Annotated in this window: 17 protein-coding genes; 10 read left to right on the forward strand and 7 right to left on the reverse strand. The window is 63.7% G+C overall.

What is annotated here, in order from left to right; genetic code table 11:
- The 3 genes from CH283_RS28035 to CH283_RS17615 form a co-directional block, all read left to right on the forward strand.
- Window positions 1-103, forward strand: a 103-nt coding sequence (locus CH283_RS28035; RefSeq protein WP_141215328.1) for a biotin/lipoyl-containing protein, incomplete at its 5' end; no start/stop codon positions are given.
- A 7-nt stretch (window positions 104-110) separates the two neighbouring features.
- Window positions 111-530: a DUF1707 SHOCT-like domain-containing protein gene (locus CH283_RS17610; protein ID WP_068051410.1), complete on the forward strand. Its 420-nt coding sequence runs from the start codon at window positions 111-113 to the stop codon at window positions 528-530.
- Window positions 527-1,213, forward strand: a complete 687-nt coding sequence (locus CH283_RS17615; protein WP_094638989.1) for a haloacid dehalogenase type II — start codon at window positions 527-529, stop codon at window positions 1,211-1,213. The genes CH283_RS17610 and CH283_RS17615 overlap by 4 nt, the downstream gene beginning before the upstream one ends.
- Before the next feature lie 217 nt (window positions 1,214-1,430).
- On the opposite strand, the gene CH283_RS17625 is transcribed toward CH283_RS17615, so the two are convergent.
- The 3 genes from CH283_RS17625 to CH283_RS17635 are packed head-to-tail and all read right to left on the reverse strand — an operon-like array spanning window position 1,431 to window position 3,334.
- Window positions 1,431-2,258, reverse strand: coding sequence for a hypothetical protein (locus CH283_RS17625; RefSeq protein ID WP_094638991.1), 828 nt, complete (start codon window positions 2,256-2,258; stop codon window positions 1,431-1,433).
- A 27-nt stretch (window positions 2,259-2,285) separates the two neighbouring features.
- Window positions 2,286-2,903, reverse strand: coding sequence for a class I SAM-dependent DNA methyltransferase (locus CH283_RS17630; protein WP_068051457.1), 618 nt, complete (start codon window positions 2,901-2,903; stop codon window positions 2,286-2,288).
- A 29-nt stretch (window positions 2,904-2,932) separates the two neighbouring features.
- Window positions 2,933-3,334: a VOC family protein gene (locus CH283_RS17635; protein WP_068051419.1), complete on the reverse strand. Its 402-nt coding sequence runs from the start codon at window positions 3,332-3,334 to the stop codon at window positions 2,933-2,935.
- A 168-nt stretch (window positions 3,335-3,502) separates the two neighbouring features.
- On the opposite strand from CH283_RS17635, the gene CH283_RS17640 reads away from it, so the two are divergent.
- Window positions 3,503-4,063 (forward strand): alpha/beta fold hydrolase, encoded by a 561-nt coding sequence (locus tag CH283_RS17640; protein WP_068051421.1) that lies wholly within the window; start codon window positions 3,503-3,505, stop codon window positions 4,061-4,063.
- Between the two features lie 39 nt (window positions 4,064-4,102).
- Here the strand turns inward: CH283_RS17640 and CH283_RS17645 are convergent, their stop codons facing one another.
- Window positions 4,103-4,639: a nucleotidyltransferase family protein gene (locus CH283_RS17645; protein ID WP_068051459.1), complete on the reverse strand. Its 537-nt coding sequence runs from the start codon at window positions 4,637-4,639 to the stop codon at window positions 4,103-4,105.
- Between the two features lie 175 nt (window positions 4,640-4,814).
- Here CH283_RS17645 and uraD (CH283_RS17650) point away from each other — a divergent pair, with 175 nt between their 5' ends.
- The 4 genes from uraD (CH283_RS17650) to pucL are packed head-to-tail and all read left to right on the forward strand — an operon-like array spanning window position 4,815 to window position 8,478.
- The gene (uraD, locus tag CH283_RS17650; protein ID WP_094638992.1) at window positions 4,815-6,719 is read left to right on the forward strand and encodes a 2-oxo-4-hydroxy-4-carboxy-5-ureidoimidazoline decarboxylase; all 1,905 of its coding nucleotides are present in this window, start codon (window positions 4,815-4,817) and stop codon (window positions 6,717-6,719) included.
- A gap of 10 nt (window positions 6,720-6,729) precedes the next feature.
- Entirely contained in the window at window positions 6,730-7,233 is a 504-nt protein-coding gene (gene uraD / locus CH283_RS17655; RefSeq protein ID WP_082898764.1) for a 2-oxo-4-hydroxy-4-carboxy-5-ureidoimidazoline decarboxylase, read from the forward strand.
- A complete protein-coding gene (gene uraH, locus CH283_RS17660) occupies window positions 7,230-7,556 on the forward strand; it encodes a hydroxyisourate hydrolase (RefSeq protein WP_094638993.1) in 327 nt (108 codons plus the stop codon). The genes uraD (CH283_RS17655) and uraH overlap by 4 nt, the downstream gene beginning before the upstream one ends.
- A gap of 1 nt (window position 7,557) precedes the next feature.
- Entirely contained in the window at window positions 7,558-8,478 is a 921-nt protein-coding gene (pucL, locus tag CH283_RS17665) for a factor-independent urate hydroxylase (RefSeq protein ID WP_094638994.1), read from the forward strand.
- A 10-nt stretch (window positions 8,479-8,488) separates the two neighbouring features.
- Here pucL and CH283_RS17670 read toward each other — a convergent pair whose 3' ends face one another.
- Both CH283_RS17670 and CH283_RS17675 read right to left on the reverse strand, forming a co-directional pair.
- Entirely contained in the window at window positions 8,489-9,121 is a 633-nt protein-coding gene (locus CH283_RS17670; RefSeq protein ID WP_094638995.1) for a DUF2461 domain-containing protein, read from the reverse strand.
- 9 nt (window positions 9,122-9,130) lie between these two features.
- Window positions 9,131-10,699: a PucR family transcriptional regulator gene (locus tag CH283_RS17675; protein WP_094638996.1), complete on the reverse strand. Its 1,569-nt coding sequence runs from the start codon at window positions 10,697-10,699 to the stop codon at window positions 9,131-9,133.
- A 214-nt stretch (window positions 10,700-10,913) separates the two neighbouring features.
- Between CH283_RS17675 and CH283_RS17680 the strand changes: the two genes are divergently transcribed.
- Window positions 10,914-11,726, forward strand: a complete 813-nt coding sequence (locus CH283_RS17680) for an FAD binding domain-containing protein (protein ID WP_094638997.1) — start codon at window positions 10,914-10,916, stop codon at window positions 11,724-11,726.
- Window positions 11,723-14,437, forward strand: a complete 2,715-nt coding sequence (locus tag CH283_RS17685; RefSeq protein ID WP_094638998.1) for a molybdopterin-dependent oxidoreductase — start codon at window positions 11,723-11,725, stop codon at window positions 14,435-14,437. Before CH283_RS17680 ends, CH283_RS17685 begins: the two co-directional genes overlap by 4 nt.
- Here CH283_RS17685 and CH283_RS17690 read toward each other — a convergent pair.
- A complete protein-coding gene (locus tag CH283_RS17690) occupies window positions 14,409-14,846 on the reverse strand; it encodes an Lrp/AsnC family transcriptional regulator (RefSeq protein ID WP_032376860.1) in 438 nt (145 codons plus the stop codon). The two genes, CH283_RS17685 and CH283_RS17690, sit on opposite strands and share 29 nt — an antisense overlap.
- Window positions 14,847-14,922 lie beyond the last annotated feature (76 nt).

Genomic DNA, 14,922 nt, shown 5'->3' on the forward strand with positions numbered 1-14,922 from the left:
GGAAAACCCCGTCAACGCCCACAAAGCAGGCACCATCACCGGCCTGACCGTCACCGCAGGCGACGCCATCACCCAAGGCACCGTCCTCGCAGAGATCAAATGACGTAGCGATGTCCGAGCTTCCAGAGATCCGAATCGGTACGGCTGATCGGGAGAAGGCCCTCGAGGCACTGAGTCTGCACTTCAGTGAGGGTCGGCTGACTGTGCCCGAATTCGACGAGCGCAGCGCCGTCGTTGCTTCGGCGACGACGCGTGGGGAGATCGACAAAGTCTTCGTCGATCTCCCCGCTGCGTCGACGTCGCACACTCCCGCCCAGCTCGGGAAATCTCCGGCACCGACCGAGGGCGGTGCCGGAATCGATTGGCGCGCAGTGGTGATGCCCCTGGTGATCTTCGGTTCACTGGCATTGTTCTTCCTCACCGACTTCGATCAGAAGTGGCTGTTCTTCCTTCTCATCCCATTGGCGGGTGCGCTGCTGTCGGCGGGCGGTCACTCGAAGAGTCCGAAGAAAAAGAAGAGAGATCGTTGAAGGCGCTTCTGTTCGATGTGTTCGGCACAGTGGTCGATTGGCGTACCAGCGTGGCCCGCGAGGTCGAGTCGCTGTGTGGTCCCGACATCGACAGTCATGCGTTCGCCGACCGCTGGCGCAGCCTGTATCAGCCGGCGATGGAACAGGTTCGGTCGGGCAACCGCCCGTTCACCCGGCTCGATGTACTTCATCTCGAGTCACTTCGAGTCGTGTTGTCGGAGTTCGAAGTTCAGCTAGACGACAGTGATGTCGCATCCTTGAATCACGCGTGGCATCGATTGGATCCGTGGCCGGATTCGGTTTCTGGGCTCACCCGACTACGCACCGAGTTCATCATCGCGCCGCTCTCCAACGGCAACATCTCGCTGCTGCTCGATATGGCCAAGAATGCCGGACTGCCATGGGACGCAATCCTCGGAGCAGAACCGGTGCGTGCGTACAAGCCCATGCCCGACGCCTATCTACGCACCGCGGACATTCTGGGTCTCGAGCCGAGCGAGTGCATGATGGTCGCCGCACACAACAGTGATCTCGCTGCCGCTGCCGACTGCGGCTTCGCAACGGCATTCGTCGCTCGTCCCCTCGAACACGGGCCGCGTCAGACCACCGACCTCGCCGCGGAATCCGACTGGAATCACAGCGTCGACTCGATCGATTCTCTCGCAACGCAATTGGGCTGCTGACAACAGCTATCGGGTCACAGGAATCAGCTGGTGCGCAATCCACGCGTCCACGTCCCGGTGCGAACGGAAGCGAACAATCGTCAGCTCCGGGCGGCGCACACTCAGTTGCTGCACTCGCTCGGTAGTCGACCGGTAGGTGTTCCATGCCCATCGAACGATGTGGTCGCGGTCGAAGAATAGCTGCGTCCAGCGTGCTGTGCCCGACTGATATCGCCCTCTACGGCTGGGCACACAGCGCTACGATCGCCTCCGCCATGTGGTTCACGAACTCTCGACGCGCCGACTCGGTCAGCCGGTCGAGTGAGAGGTACGGGTTCAGGTCTTCGAGCTCGACCAACAGCAGCGTTCCGTCGACGGTGCGGCATGCGTCCACCCGAGTGATTCCGTGGTCGATGTCGTTCCAATCGACGAATCGTTGCGCGAACTCTCGGTCCTGAGCAGTAGTCGAGTACGGCTCCAGGTCCCAACGTCGGTCGGGGTCAGGAGCGTACAAGGCGTATCGAACTGTGCGGCCGATGAAGTAGAACGACACTTCGTACACGAAATCGATTCGCGGCTGAATCAGGCTGCCCGGCTCTACTTGCGATAATTCGGCGCGCCCGGAATGACGCATGCCGATCGAGTCGGCACCCCATTTCGGTTTCACCACATAGGTATTCACCTCGGGTAAGCGCGAGACGTTCCGCGGGTCGTCGACGGTAGGTATGACCGGAAAACCATCTGCGAAAAGATCGACCAGGTACTGCTTGCCTCTCTGGTCGCCTTTACCGGTCAGCTGGGTGAAAACCTTCGTGCCGTTCTCGCGCGCATGGCGAGCAAACATGTCGAAAGCATCCTGGTACCCCAGCACAGGCCCGGAGTTCCGGATGACGACCACATCGAAGCCGTCCATCAGCGCAAGCGCATCGAGCGGGTGACAGAGCGCAATGTCGAACCACTCGCGGAGCTGCGACGACAGAAAGATGTCTTCGTCGCAGTAGCGTCGGCCCTTCGACAGATACGCCAGGTCGGTGACGAAGAGAACGCGTGGACGGGGTGCATGCATCGGGCAACTCCTACCGGTCTCGAAACATCACGATGTTCGTTCGCGGGCCAACAGAAATGCCTGCGATGTCGACTCGTATCCCATCGGAGCTCGATGCACGCGGACGTCCACCTCGAAGTTCGCCTCGACGAGCATGCCTGCGACCATGTCGGGGTCGAGTCGGTATGCGTCGTACGAGACCGAGTGTCCGTACGCCTGCTCGAGTCGCACCCGCTCGTTGCCTGCTTGAAATGCCAACAGCAGCAGACCTTCCGGCATCAGCACCCGATGCAATTCGGCAAAGATCTTCGACAATTGGTGCGGAGGCGTGTGGATGATCGAGTACCAGGCAACGATCCCCGCCAGAGAGCTGTCACCCGCGTCCAACGCCTCCATCGACCCGACATCGAATCGCAGGTGCGGATGTTCGCGCCGAGCGACCTCGATCATATTGGGCGACAGATCCATCCCCGCTACGTCGAGGCCGAGGCGGTGCAGCTGCTCGGTGATACGGCCGGAACCACACCCCACCTCCAGAACGTGCCCACTCGGCACCCGGGCTGCGAACGTCGCCAACAATCCGTGCTCGAGATGTCGGCCGTCGAGTTCGTCGCGAACAAGTTCGGCGTAGCTCTCGGCAACGGTGTCGTAGGCGGCCCTCGTCATCGAAACATGCTGTTGCTCGGCCACAGTGGCTACGGTACCGGCTCACCCGGTGTCGGCAGGTACGAGTGCGTCAGCATCTCGAAGAAGTGCCCGGTCGGGTCGCGGAAATACACTCCGCGGCCCCCGTGGTCGGTGTTGACGGTGCCGGGTTCGGTCATCCGGGGGTCGGCCCAGTGTTCGACGCCCTGGTCGACCAGCCTGGCGTAGGCCGCGTCGAACAGATCGTCGCTCACCCGAAATGCGTAGTGCTGGAACTGAATATCATCGAAGGGGGGCTCGGCGAATTGAACGAGAGTGCCGTCGGTGAGCTGTACGTTGACGAACGGCCCCCATGACGGGGCCTCGGGTAAAGCGAACAGGGTGCAAAAGAATTCGGCCGATGCGGCACTGTTCTTTGCAACGATGATGGTGTGATCGAACGAAATGGACATGCGCTGCCTCCTGGGCAGTACGACGCCTCCATGCCTGACGCAGTCCGTCATCGACACGCGACGCTGAGGACGATGCTCGCACGGACCCCGAATCCGAGTCAACCGGTGAATTCACGGCCGCGATTCGGTCTTCTTCGGTGACAGCATTGCCGAGGAGAGGAACCCACTATGGTCGGTCGACTTCTGTTCGTTCACGGTGCCGGCGGATTTTTCGACGACGCACCGCTGGCCAACGGACTTGCACAGGCTTTGCACCTCGATCTGTGCATGCCCGAACTGTCCGACACTGCCATGGGTTTCGAGGACTGGGCCGCGCCGGTTCGGCAGCACCTGGACCGGCTCGGATCGGATGATGCGGTCATTGCGCATTCCTTCGGCGCATCGATCCTCGTCAGGGTCTTGGCAGAACATCGCCGGGAGCGACCCCTGAGAGCCACTCTGTTGGCGATGCCGGACTGGACTCCGCATGGGTGGGATGTCACGGACTACGCGTTCACCACCCAGGAGCCCGAGACCGACCTGACGCTCGTCCACTGCCGGGACGACGACGTGGTTCCCATTTCTCACCTGGCGTCGAACTCGACCGCTCTCCCGTCGGCGAGAGCGATCGAGTTGTCGACCGGTGGCCATCAATTCGACGGCATGATCGAGGCCGTTGCCGCCGAGATCCGCGGATTCGAGCGTCCCCGCGGGGACGCTTCTACTGGCCCCGATCCTCGTAGTCGATGACGAGGCCGACTCGGCCGAACATGCAGACTGGGCGTCCGCTCACCGATAGTCGTGGTCGATTCCCGTTGCCCATTGCGAACATTCGACGGCGATCACGTCGTCTCTTCCCCGCAGGAAGTCGCGTGCACCGGCGTCTCCCGAGGCCGATGCCACGGCTGCGTCGACGTGTCGTCGCGCCAGGACGACCGGATGTCCGGGACGGCCGTCGAACACGGCTCTTGCGAGACCGGTTTCCCGCGCTGCAGCGAGTACTGCTTGCACCACCTCGGGTCCGACGTCCGGCGTATCGACCACATGCACCACCGCGTAGTCCGCGTCCGACGCTGCGGTCAGACCGGCCTCGAACGACGCGCTCATTCCTTGTTCCCACTGGGGTGCATAAACAGCGATCACACCGTCGGGCACGGGCGCATCCGCCGCTCCCAGCACCACGACCACGCGATCACAGCCGCCGTCGCGCAATGCCTGCACCGCAGTCCTGAGCCACAGCCCGTCGTGGGCGAGCACTTTGGGCGATCCGTATCGCGTTCCGGCACCGGCGGCCAGTACCACTCCGACGGCAAGGTCCGACACGATCGTTCCTTTCACTCTCGGGTGAAGTCTTGGATGTTCGCACAACGTCCACGTCGAGTACGTCCCGAAGTTTGTGCTCGCTCGACTAGCGAGGATAGGCGTGATGACTGATTCTTAGTGCACTTCTCCTGCAGCGTCGCAGGAATCCTGCCCTGTTGCTTCCGCGAGGTGCCCACCCATGTCCGTCAAGCCCACCACACGCAAACGTGTCCATCCTGTCGACGAAGTGCTCCCCGTTCCGAAACTTGCTGCTTACGGGTTCCAACATGTCGTCGCGTTCTATGCAGGCGCCGTCTTGGTGCCGATCATCATCGGCAGCGCGATCGGACTGACCAACGAACAGTTGATCCACCTGATCAACGCAGATCTGTTCACCTGCGGCATCGCATCGATCATCCAATCGGTCGGATTCTGGAAGATCGGTGTCCGCCTGCCGCTCCTGCAGGGCGTGACGTTCGCCGGCGTCTCTCCGGTGATCGCGATCGCGATGGCGAACGGCGGCGGCACCGAGGGGTTGCTGTACGTCTACGGCGCCGTCATCGTCGCCGGTCTCGTCACGTTCTTCATGGCTCCGTACTTCAGTAGGCTGCTGCGATTCTTCCCACCGGTGGTCACCGGTACCGTCATCACGATCATCGGTGTGGCGTTGCTGCCGGTGGCGGTCAACGACGCTGTGACCAATCCTGCTACCCACGAACAGGATCCGTCCAACGGACGGTGGATGGCATACGCGATCGGCACCCTGCTGATCATCGTGCTGATCCAACGATTCTTCAAGGGTTTCATGGCGACCATCGCTGTGCTTCTGGGCCTGGTGATCGGTAGCGCCGTGGCGTTCGCTCTGGGAGACATGAACTTCGACGGCACCTCGGAGGCGTCGTGGGTCGGTTTCACACAGCCCTTCCTGTTCGGCGTGCCCAAATTCAGTGTCGTCGCGATCATTTCGATGATCGTGGTCATGCTCATCATCGCCGTCGAAACCACCGGCAGTGTGTACGCGACGGGTGAGATCGTCGGCAAGCGCATCAAGAAGGACGACATCGCAGCGACACTGCGCGCGGACGGCGTGGCCACCGTCATCGGCGGCACGTTCAACTCGTTCCCGTACACGGCCTTCTCGGAGAACGTCGGCCTGGTGCGCCTGACCGGTGTGCGCAGCCGTTGGGTGGTGGCCACGGCAGGCGGCATCATGATTCTGCTGGGTCTGCTGCCCAAGACGGCAGCCGTCGTGGCATCGATCCCGCCGCCGGTGCTCGGCGGAGCCGCGCTCGCCCTGTTCGCGACCGTCGCCGTGGTCGGAATCCAGACTCTGTCGAAGGTGGACTTCACCGATCACCGCAACCTGATCATCGTCGCCACAAGTCTCGGTCTCGCGATGCTCGTGACCATTCAACCGACGGTGTCCGAGGGTGTGCCCGATTGGCTGGAAATGTTGTTCGGCAGTGGCATCGTTCTCGGTGCGGTCTCGGCAATCGTGCTCAACGTCTTGTTCTTCCACATCGGCAATCGCGGGCAGGCCGTCGCCGGTGGTCCGGGTAAGGGCATCACCCTCGACACGGTCAACGAGATGTCCGCCGAGGACTTCGCTGCCACGTTCGGCGGCTTGGTGCAGGGCACTCCGTGGGTGGTCGAACGCGCGTACCAGCAGCGGCCTTTCGCCGATGCGCACGGGTTGCGCGAGGCGTTCCAGGAGGCATTGTTGGCCGGCACCACCGAGGAACAGATCGAGCTGATCAACAGCTATCCCGATCTCGGTAGCGAGGACGCCACCGGCACCCTCAACGCAGCGGACCACGTCGGCTTGTCCAACCTGGAGGAGGACGAGCACGACAACATCGTCCAACTCGCCGCCGAATACCGCGAACACTTCGGCTTCCCTCTGGTGATCTGTGCACGGGAGACGGAGCGTTACGATCGAGTTCTGGCCAACGGGTGGTCACGCGTCGAGAACGCACCGTCGGCGGAGCGGTCGTTCGCGATGATCGAGATCGCCAAGATCGCGAACTACCGGTTCGACGACCTCGTGGCCGACGCCAACCCGATCGCGGCCGCGCGGTTCGGTCGCATCAACGACTTCAGATAGCGAGCGAGATGTGCTGCACGAATGGATAGGGCTCGACGGGTTCAATCGGCTCAGTGATCGGCAAGCGATGCATGCACTCTACGAGTGCTGCGCATCGTCGATCTGGGCCCGTCGAGTCGCCCAGGGTCGCCCCTTCGACAGTCGAGATCTGCTGTTGGACAGGGCGGATCGAGTACTTGCCGAACTACCCGAGGCCGAGATCGACCATGCACTCGACGGTCATCCACGCATCGGCGGCAAGGCCGACAACCCGTCCTCGAAACGTGAGCAGGCCGCGGTGACGACGGCGGGTACCGAGGTACGCGAGAAGTTGGCGGCAGGAAACCGTGTGTACGAGGACAAGTTCGGCCATGTGTATCTGGTGTGCGCCACGGGCAGGTCCGCGGATGACCTGCTCGCTATCCTCGAGGAGAGGCTCGACAACGATGCCGAAACCGAAAGACGGGTGCTCCGCGTGGAACTGGCCAAGATCAACCGAATTCGCCTCGGGCGCATGCTGGGACCAGAGCAGTGACGGGGCTGTCGACCCACGTCCTCGACGCCACCTCGGGGACACCTGCGGTGGGGATGCGGGCGCGGTTGTTCCATCCCGAGAAGGGCGAGATCTCCACCGCCACCACCGATGGCGACGGCCGAATCGGCGAGGTGGTGCCGGGGCCGATCGATCCGGGCGTGTATCGCCTTTCGTTCGACACCGGCGATTATTTCGAGGCGACATCGACACCGAGCTTCTATCCCGAGGTGTCGATCTCGTTCACCGTCACCGATCCCGATGCCCACTATCACGTCCCATTGCTGTTGTCCCCCTTTGCTTATTCGACCTATCGCGGGAGCTGACATGACCGACCTGACCGGAAAGATCGTCCTCGGATCCAATCAGTACGGCAAGGCGGAGAACCGCGTGGTGCGGATCTATCGCGACTCTCCCCGGCACGAGATCCACGACATCAACGTGTCGAGCGCCCTGCGCGGCGACTTCTCGCCCGCGCATCTGGTGGGAGATCAGTCCAACGTGCTTCCCACCGACACCCAGAAGCAGACCGCGTACGCGTACGCGAAGACCAAGGGGTTGCTGCATCTGGAGAGCTACGGCCTCGATCTCGCTCGGCACTTCGTCGACGATGTGGAACCCGTCGAAGGGGCCCGCATCGAACTCGAGGAGTACGCCTGGGCTCGCGCGGTGATCGACGGCGTCGAGCACGATCACACGTGGACCCGCAAGGGTGAGGAGATCCGCACGTCGGCGGTGACCGTCGAGGGCAAGGGCGACGCGCAGCAGACGTGGGTGATCAGCGGCTTCAAGGAGATGGTGATTCTCAAGTCCACGGGCTCGGAATTCCACGGATTCCTCGAAGATGACCTGACGATTCTCGAACCCACCACCGACCGGGTGATGGCGACATCGCTGACCGCGCAATGGCGATACACCACCACCGACGTCGAGTGGGACGCCGTGTACGCGGGTGTGAAGGCGGCGATGATCGAGCGGTTCGCCAATCTGCAGTCGCTGGCCCTCCAGCAGACTCTGTACGCCATGGGCGAGGCGGTGCTGGAGAAATATCCGTTCATCGCAGAGATCACGATGTCTGCGCCGAACAAGCATCACTTCGTCTACGACCTGGGCAGGTTCGGCATCGAGAACAATCTCGAGGTGTTCAACGCGGACGATCGGCCGTACGGTCTGATTCAGGCAACCGTCGAGCGCGAGGATGCCCCGGACGCCGGAAGTGCCTGGCGGACATACTCTGTCGTCGGATAGAGCCCTGAGCTCACGTGTGCAGCGCCGCAGTCCACTCCACCAACGGGGTCAGAGCTCGCCAGGCATCGCGCACCTTCGTGGCGGCCTTGGGTGTCTCCAGCCACGCGGGTGAGCCGAAATGCTTACCCGCGGTGAGTGACTTGTGGCGCAACAGGTCGATGCGCGGGTGGTCCAGCTCGTATCCCCGGGGCTTGGTCTTGAGCTTGTCGCCGCCGATCTCGTATCCGGCTTTGGTCAGTGTCGCCAGAATTCGCTCGAGCTCGGCACCGCGGACGTCGTCGTCGACGGTGCGGCGGTAGCGGGCAACACCCTCGGTCGAGGAGTTGTAGAAGCCACCTGCGACGAACAAGCCCGCGGGGTCGATCTGGACGTAGAAGCCCAGACTGTCCCCACGAGCGACGAATCCACCCTGATGGGTCTTGTACGGGGTCTTGTCCTTCGAGAAACGGACATCGCAGTAGGGGCGAAACACCTTGGCGCTGCCGAATTCCGGTTCGAGGGTCGCGAGCAATGCTGTCATCGGCCCCTTGACCGCACTGTCGTAGACCTCCTTGTGCTCGCTCCACCAGAGCTTGCTGTTGTCGGCTTCGAGGTCCTCGTAGAAGTCCAGGGCAGCGAAGGGTATTCCGGTGAAGCCAGTCATTCCTCGATCCTATGCGGCCCCGGTGGCCGACGAAGGAGGGATGGATTGAAGCGCGAGGTAGACATCGAGCCGGTCCGAGGTGGAATTAAGATCCCGGCCCAGCAACTCCTCCACTCGCTTGATTCGGTACCGGACGGTGTTGAGGTGGACGTGCAACGACTCGGCCGTCCGGTTCCACGATCCACCGGTCGCCAGGAATTCGCGGAGGGTGTCGGTGAGTCCGGCATCGGTGCGCCGGTCGTAGTCGAGCAGTGGAGCGAGTACGTGTTCGACGAACGACCGACGCACGTCGTCCGGCAGAGCCGAGAGCATCGACACCGCCGAGGTCAGTTGCGCACCCGCGGTGACGGTCACCGGGCTTGACCCTTGTCTGCTGACTTCGAGTGCGTGCCGGGCCGATCGCAGCGCGCCGTCGATGGTGATGCCGGTTGCCTCGGAGCTGACCCCCACGAGCAGACGGCTGTGCCCGATGCCGGAGCCCAAGCGAGTCAATCGGGTTCGCAGTGTCTGTGTGAAATCAGGATCGTCGGTGTTCACGACAGCGACGATGTCGCCGTGCGTGCTGCACCCGACGCATCCTCCACCGAAGGAGGTGAGTGTGTCGCTGAGAACCGTACGCAGCATCTCGCGCAGGTCGATCCGTCCGCTGTGAACGACTCTGACGACGACCAGCGAGCGGTCGGGGTCGACGCCTGCCTGACGCAGCCGCGTCAGGGCTTCGGGTCTGGTGCTGTCGGCCTCGATCAACGCCACTGCCTGGTCGGCGATTTCGCGTCGGACCAGTCGCCCCTCCTCGCGTCGAGCACGATCGAGCGCGGCGATGGCCGCGAGCTGGCCGAACGCATCGGCGATGGCGGGTGGGAACCTCGCCATGTCTCCCGCCACCGCAAGGAACCATCGCGTGGTCCGCTGCGCGAGCGCAGGCCCGACACCGAAGATGCTGTACACACCTCCGTCACTGAGAGTGGTTGTGGTGGGCAGCCTTTCGGAGGACAGCGCAGCGTGCGTCAGAGTATCGACGTCGGCATCGGAGAACGCCGAGACCTCGGCCACCAGCCGGCGTCCGGTCGCCGTGAAGATCAGACACGCCATCCCGGTTTCCCTGGAGGTGTGCAGCGCCAACTCGTCGAGCGCTCTGCCGTCTGCGATCGCGGTGAGCAGCTGGCGTTGCCGGACGAGCGAGGTGTTCAGCGAGGCTATGCGATCTCCGGTGACACGGCCGACGAGAAACTCCGTCACCTCGCCGAACGAGACGGTCTCGGGTACCGCGAGCAGGGGTAGTCCGTGCCGCTCGCATGCGTCGATCAGGTCGGGTGGAACGTGGCCGAGCAACCCTTCACCGGCCGCCAGTGCCGAGGCCCCCGATTCGGCGACGGCCCTGACGAACATCTCACTGTCCGCGGGCGTTCGATGCCATACGAGACCGGTGATGACCAGCTCGCCGCCCGCGATGTAGCGCGACGGATCGGGCAGATCGGTCGTGTAGGTCCAACGCAGCGTGCGGCCGAGGGCGTCGGTATCGGAGGTGAGCAATCGAATGCCGAGCTGCGTGGCGTCGAGCAAGTCCTTGACCTGCACTGCTGTTCCTCCCCCCGGCCCTGGCTGAGCGTGCTCGAAACAGCTGAGCTTGTAGGAAAAACAGTATGTGTGGGTTGTTTCCTCCGAGTTTCGGGCGTATCGCCGGACGACCGAAGATCGGTAACAGATACTCACTACAGTTCGAGATGACACATCGGGTGGTCGATCTGCCGGCGTGGTGGATCTGCCGGCGAGAACGAGGTGAACGAAGGCCATGGATCTCGGCACTGTCGACGACATTCTGCTTCCCGGCTCCCGCGCGGACCTTCCGCCCGGACGCACGGACACCGCTGTCCTTGCCGGCGGTACCTGGCTGTTCTCCGAGAAGCAGGACCACCTGGCCACCCTCGTCGATGTCACCGCCTTGGGCTGGGAGCCGTTGACCGTCACCGAGACCGGGCTCGAGATCGCTGCCACCTGCACCATCGAGACTTTGGCGCGCTACTCCTCTCGTTGGCCGGCCACCGCATTGTTCCCCCGCTGCGCAGCAGCATTGTTGGCCTCGTTCAAGATCTGGAAGACCGCCACCGTCGGCGGCAACATCGCGCTGGCCCTGCCTGCCGGAGCAATGATCTCGTTGACCGCCGCTCTCGACGGTGTCGGGCAGGTGTGGTCGGGTGATGGGCCCGATCACGACTACCGCATCGCGATCGCGGATCTGGTCACGGGCCCGCACGAAAACGCCCTTCGACCGGGAGACGTGCTGCGCAGCATCGATATCCCGCTGCACGCGCTCCAGTCCAGAACGGCGATGCGCAAGCTCGCACTGTCACCGCTCGGGCGATCGGCCGCCGTGGTGATCGGGCGGGTCGACGACGACGGCGAATTCGTTCTGACCGTCAGCGCGTCGACCGTCCGTCCGTTCGTTCTGCGTTTCCCCGGCCTGCCGACGGCGGGCGAACTCGACGACGCGCTCGCCGCCACCATCGGTCCCCAGCACTGGTACGACGACCCCCACGGGGCTCCGGACTGGCGTCGACACATCAGTTGCACTGCAGCGCAGCAGATTCGCGAGGAGTTGTCATGATCGTAGACATCAACGGTGTGCCGACCGATGTCACTCCGCGGCCCGGTCAGTGCCTGCGCACCCTGCTCCGTGAACACGACCACTTCGAGGTGAAGAAAGGGTGCGACGCAGGCGACTGCGGCGCATGCTCGGTCCTCGTCGACGGCGAACCGGTGCACTCGTGCATCTTCCCCGCGTTTCGTGCTGCCGACCGGTCCGTCACCACCGTCGCGGGACTCGGTACACCGGACGACCTCCATCCGATGCAGAGCCGATTCGTCGAAGCCGCCGGTTTTCAGTGCGGATTCTGCACTGCAGGAATGGTCGTCACCGCCTCGACGCTGACCGAGGAAGATCTGGACGAGCTTCCTGAACGGCTGAAGGGAAACCTGTGTCGCTGCACCGGGTATCGCGCCGTGTCCGACGCCGTCTGCGGTGTGGTCAACACCGAGAAGTCCGTCGACGGTCCGGCGTGTGGACGGTCGCTCGCGGCACCCGCCAGCACGCGCATCGTCACCGGAACCGAGCCCTACACACTCGACCACACCCCTGCCGGGTTGCTGCACGCCAGTGTTCTCGGAAGTCCACACGCGCATGCCCGGATCGTCTCCGTCGATACCACCGCGGCAGAGCAGGTGCCGGGGGTGCACCTGATTCTGACTGCGAAAGACAGTCCGGCGACGGCATTCTCGACGGCCCGCCACGACCGCCGCGTCGACGATCCGGACGACACCCATGTGCTCGATACCGTCGTGCGCTTCATCGGCCAGCGAGTGGCGATCGTGGTCGCAGAATCGGTTGCGGCGGCCGAAGAAGGGTGCCGCGCTCTTGTCGTCGAGTACGACGTGCTGCCGGCAGTGTTCGATCCGGAGTCCTCGCTCGCAGCCGATGCGCCGAAGATCCACGGCGACAAGGACTCCACGGCGCGAATCGCGGATCCGTCTCGCAATCTGGTGGCCGAGCTGCACGGCAGTACCGGGGACGTCGACGCTGCCGTTCGCGACGCGGCGGCGGTGGTCACCGGCCGCTGGACCACTCAGCGGATTCAGCACGTGCACCTGGAAACCCACGGCACCATCGGCTGGTTGGACGAGACCGGAAAACTGAATCTGCGCACCAGCACTCAGGTTCCCTTTCTGGTGCGCGACGAGATCTGCGAGATCTTCGGTTTGGCACGCGATCGTGTTCGCGTGTTCACCGCGCGCGTCGGCGGCGGATTCGGCGGCAAGCAGGAGTTGCTCACCGAGGACGTGGTGGCACTGGCGGTACTGCGTACCGGTCGGCCGGTGCAGTTCGAGTTCACGCGCACGGACGAGTTCACCGTGGCACCGTGCCGCCATCCGTTCCGCGTCGATGTCACGGCCGCCGCGAGCGCCGACGGCACGCTGACCGCCCTGGCGATCGACGTTCTCACCGACGCCGGTGCCTACGGGAACCACAGTGCCGGTGTGATGTTCCACGGCTGCGGCGAGTCGGTGGCGATCTACCGGTGCGCCAACAAACGGGTCGACGCAAAGACCGTGTACACCAACAACATCCCGTCCGGAGCTTTCCGAGGCTACGGTTTGGGACAGGTGATGTTCGCGATCGAATCGGCGATGGACGATCTGGCGCGAGAGATCGACGTCGATCCGTTCGAGTTTCGCAGACGCAACGTGATCGTCCCCGGCGACGACATCGTCGCCGCCCACCACGAGGAAGACGACCTGCAGTTCGGCAGCTACGGCCTCGATCAGTGCATCGACCTTGCCGAAGCCGCTCTGCGACGAGGCAACGGCGAGCACGCACCGGCGGGCTGGAAGGTGGGCGAAGGAATGGCGGTGGCCATGATCGCGACCATTCCCCCGCGCGGCCACCGCGCCGAGACCTCGGTGGCACTGCTACCCGAGGGGCGGTACGAGATACGCGTCGGGACTGCGGAATTCGGCAACGGAACCACCACCGTCCACACTCAGATCGCGGCGAGCGAACTGGGCACGTCCGTCGACCGCATCGGAGTCGATCAATCCGACACCGACTCGGTCACCTACGACACGGGCGCATTCGGTTCGGCGGGCACCGTGGTGGCAGGCAAGGCCCTCTATGCGGCGGTTCGCGCGATGTCGGCTCGGATCCTGGATCTGGCCGCCACCGCGACCGGACACCGAAATTCGGACTGCACACTCGGACCGGAGGGCGTGCGCTGCGGAGATCGCTTCGTCACCCTCGACGACATTCTGGCGATGGCGGGAGGCACCCTCGTCACCGCAGGCAACAGTGGCGGGCTGCCGCGTTCGCTCGCGTTCAACGTGCACGCGTTCCGAGTGGCGGTGCACGAGGACACCGGCACCGTGAAAATACTGCAGTCGGTGCAGAGCGCGGACGCCGGAACCGTGATGAACCCGCAACAGTGCCGTGGTCAGGTCGAGGGCGGCGTCGCACAGGCGATCGGTAGCGCACTGTACGAGGAGATCCGCACCGACGGTGCCGGTCTGGTCACCACCGATTCGATTCGTAGCTACCACGTTCCGCAGTTCGCGGACATTCCTCGCACGGAGGTCTTGTTCGCCGACACCTACGACCGGCTGGGCCCGTTCGGCGCGAAGTCGATGAGCGAGTCTCCGTACAACCCCGTGGCACCGGCTTTGGCCAACGCCATTCGCGACGCCGTCGGTGCCCGACTGTACGACCTACCCATGTCGTCGGACCGCGTCTGGCGGGCGGTCAGCGGTCGTAGAACGTCTGCAGAATGATCGTGCTGCGCGTCTGCACGTTGGCGGTTGCCCGGATCTCCTGCAGCAAGCGTTCGAGCGCCCTCGGCGATTCGACTCGCACCAGCAGAACGTAGCTTTCCTCACCGGCAACCGAGTGACACGACTCGATGGCCGACAGATGCTTCAACCTGGCGGGGGCATCGTCCGGTTGGGCCGGATCGATCGGAGTGATGGCAACGAATGCCGACAGCGGACGGCCGAGGGCCTCCGGATCGACCTGGGCCGTGTATCCACGGATGACGCGCCTGGACTCGAGCCGTCGAACCCTCGATTGAACGGCCGAGACGGACAGGGAAGCCTTTTCCGCCAACGTCGCCAAAGTAGCGCGTCCGTCGGAGACAAGCTCGTCGATGATCAAGCGATCGACGCGATCGAGATTTTCACTCACCTGCGCAATGTAGCCCAGATCCGAGACGAATCAGCGGCCACATCCGTTTCTGCTGGTCGAATCGGTGCTTGTGCCT

This window comes from Rhodococcus sp. 05-2254-2, assembly GCF_002259095.1.
In the GTDB taxonomy this organism is placed as follows: Bacteria; Actinomycetota; Actinomycetes; order Mycobacteriales; family Mycobacteriaceae; genus Rhodococcoides.

Coding starts and splice junctions, on each gene's coding strand:
- CH283_RS17640 (WP_068051421.1), top strand. CDS start 3,503: ATGGTCGGTCGACTTCTGTTCGTTCACGGTGCCGGCGGATTTTTCGAC.
- CH283_RS17680 (WP_094638997.1), top strand. CDS start 10,914: ATGGATCTCGGCACTGTCGACGACATTCTGCTTCCCGGCTCCCGCGCG.
- CH283_RS17630 (WP_068051457.1), bottom strand. CDS start 2,903: ATGACGAGGGCCGCCTACGACACCGTTGCCGAGAGCTACGCCGAACTT.
- CH283_RS17635 (WP_068051419.1), bottom strand. CDS start 3,334: ATGTCCATTTCGTTCGATCACACCATCATCGTTGCAAAGAACAGTGCC.
- CH283_RS17610 (WP_068051410.1), top strand. CDS start 111: ATGTCCGAGCTTCCAGAGATCCGAATCGGTACGGCTGATCGGGAGAAG.
- CH283_RS17625 (WP_094638991.1), bottom strand. CDS start 2,258: ATGCATGCACCCCGTCCACGCGTTCTCTTCGTCACCGACCTGGCGTAT.
- CH283_RS17670 (WP_094638995.1), bottom strand. CDS start 9,121: ATGACTGGCTTCACCGGAATACCCTTCGCTGCCCTGGACTTCTACGAG.
- pucL (WP_094638994.1), top strand. CDS start 7,558: ATGACCGACCTGACCGGAAAGATCGTCCTCGGATCCAATCAGTACGGC.
- CH283_RS17685 (WP_094638998.1), top strand. CDS start 11,723: ATGATCGTAGACATCAACGGTGTGCCGACCGATGTCACTCCGCGGCCC.
- uraD (WP_094638992.1), top strand. CDS start 4,815: ATGTCCGTCAAGCCCACCACACGCAAACGTGTCCATCCTGTCGACGAA.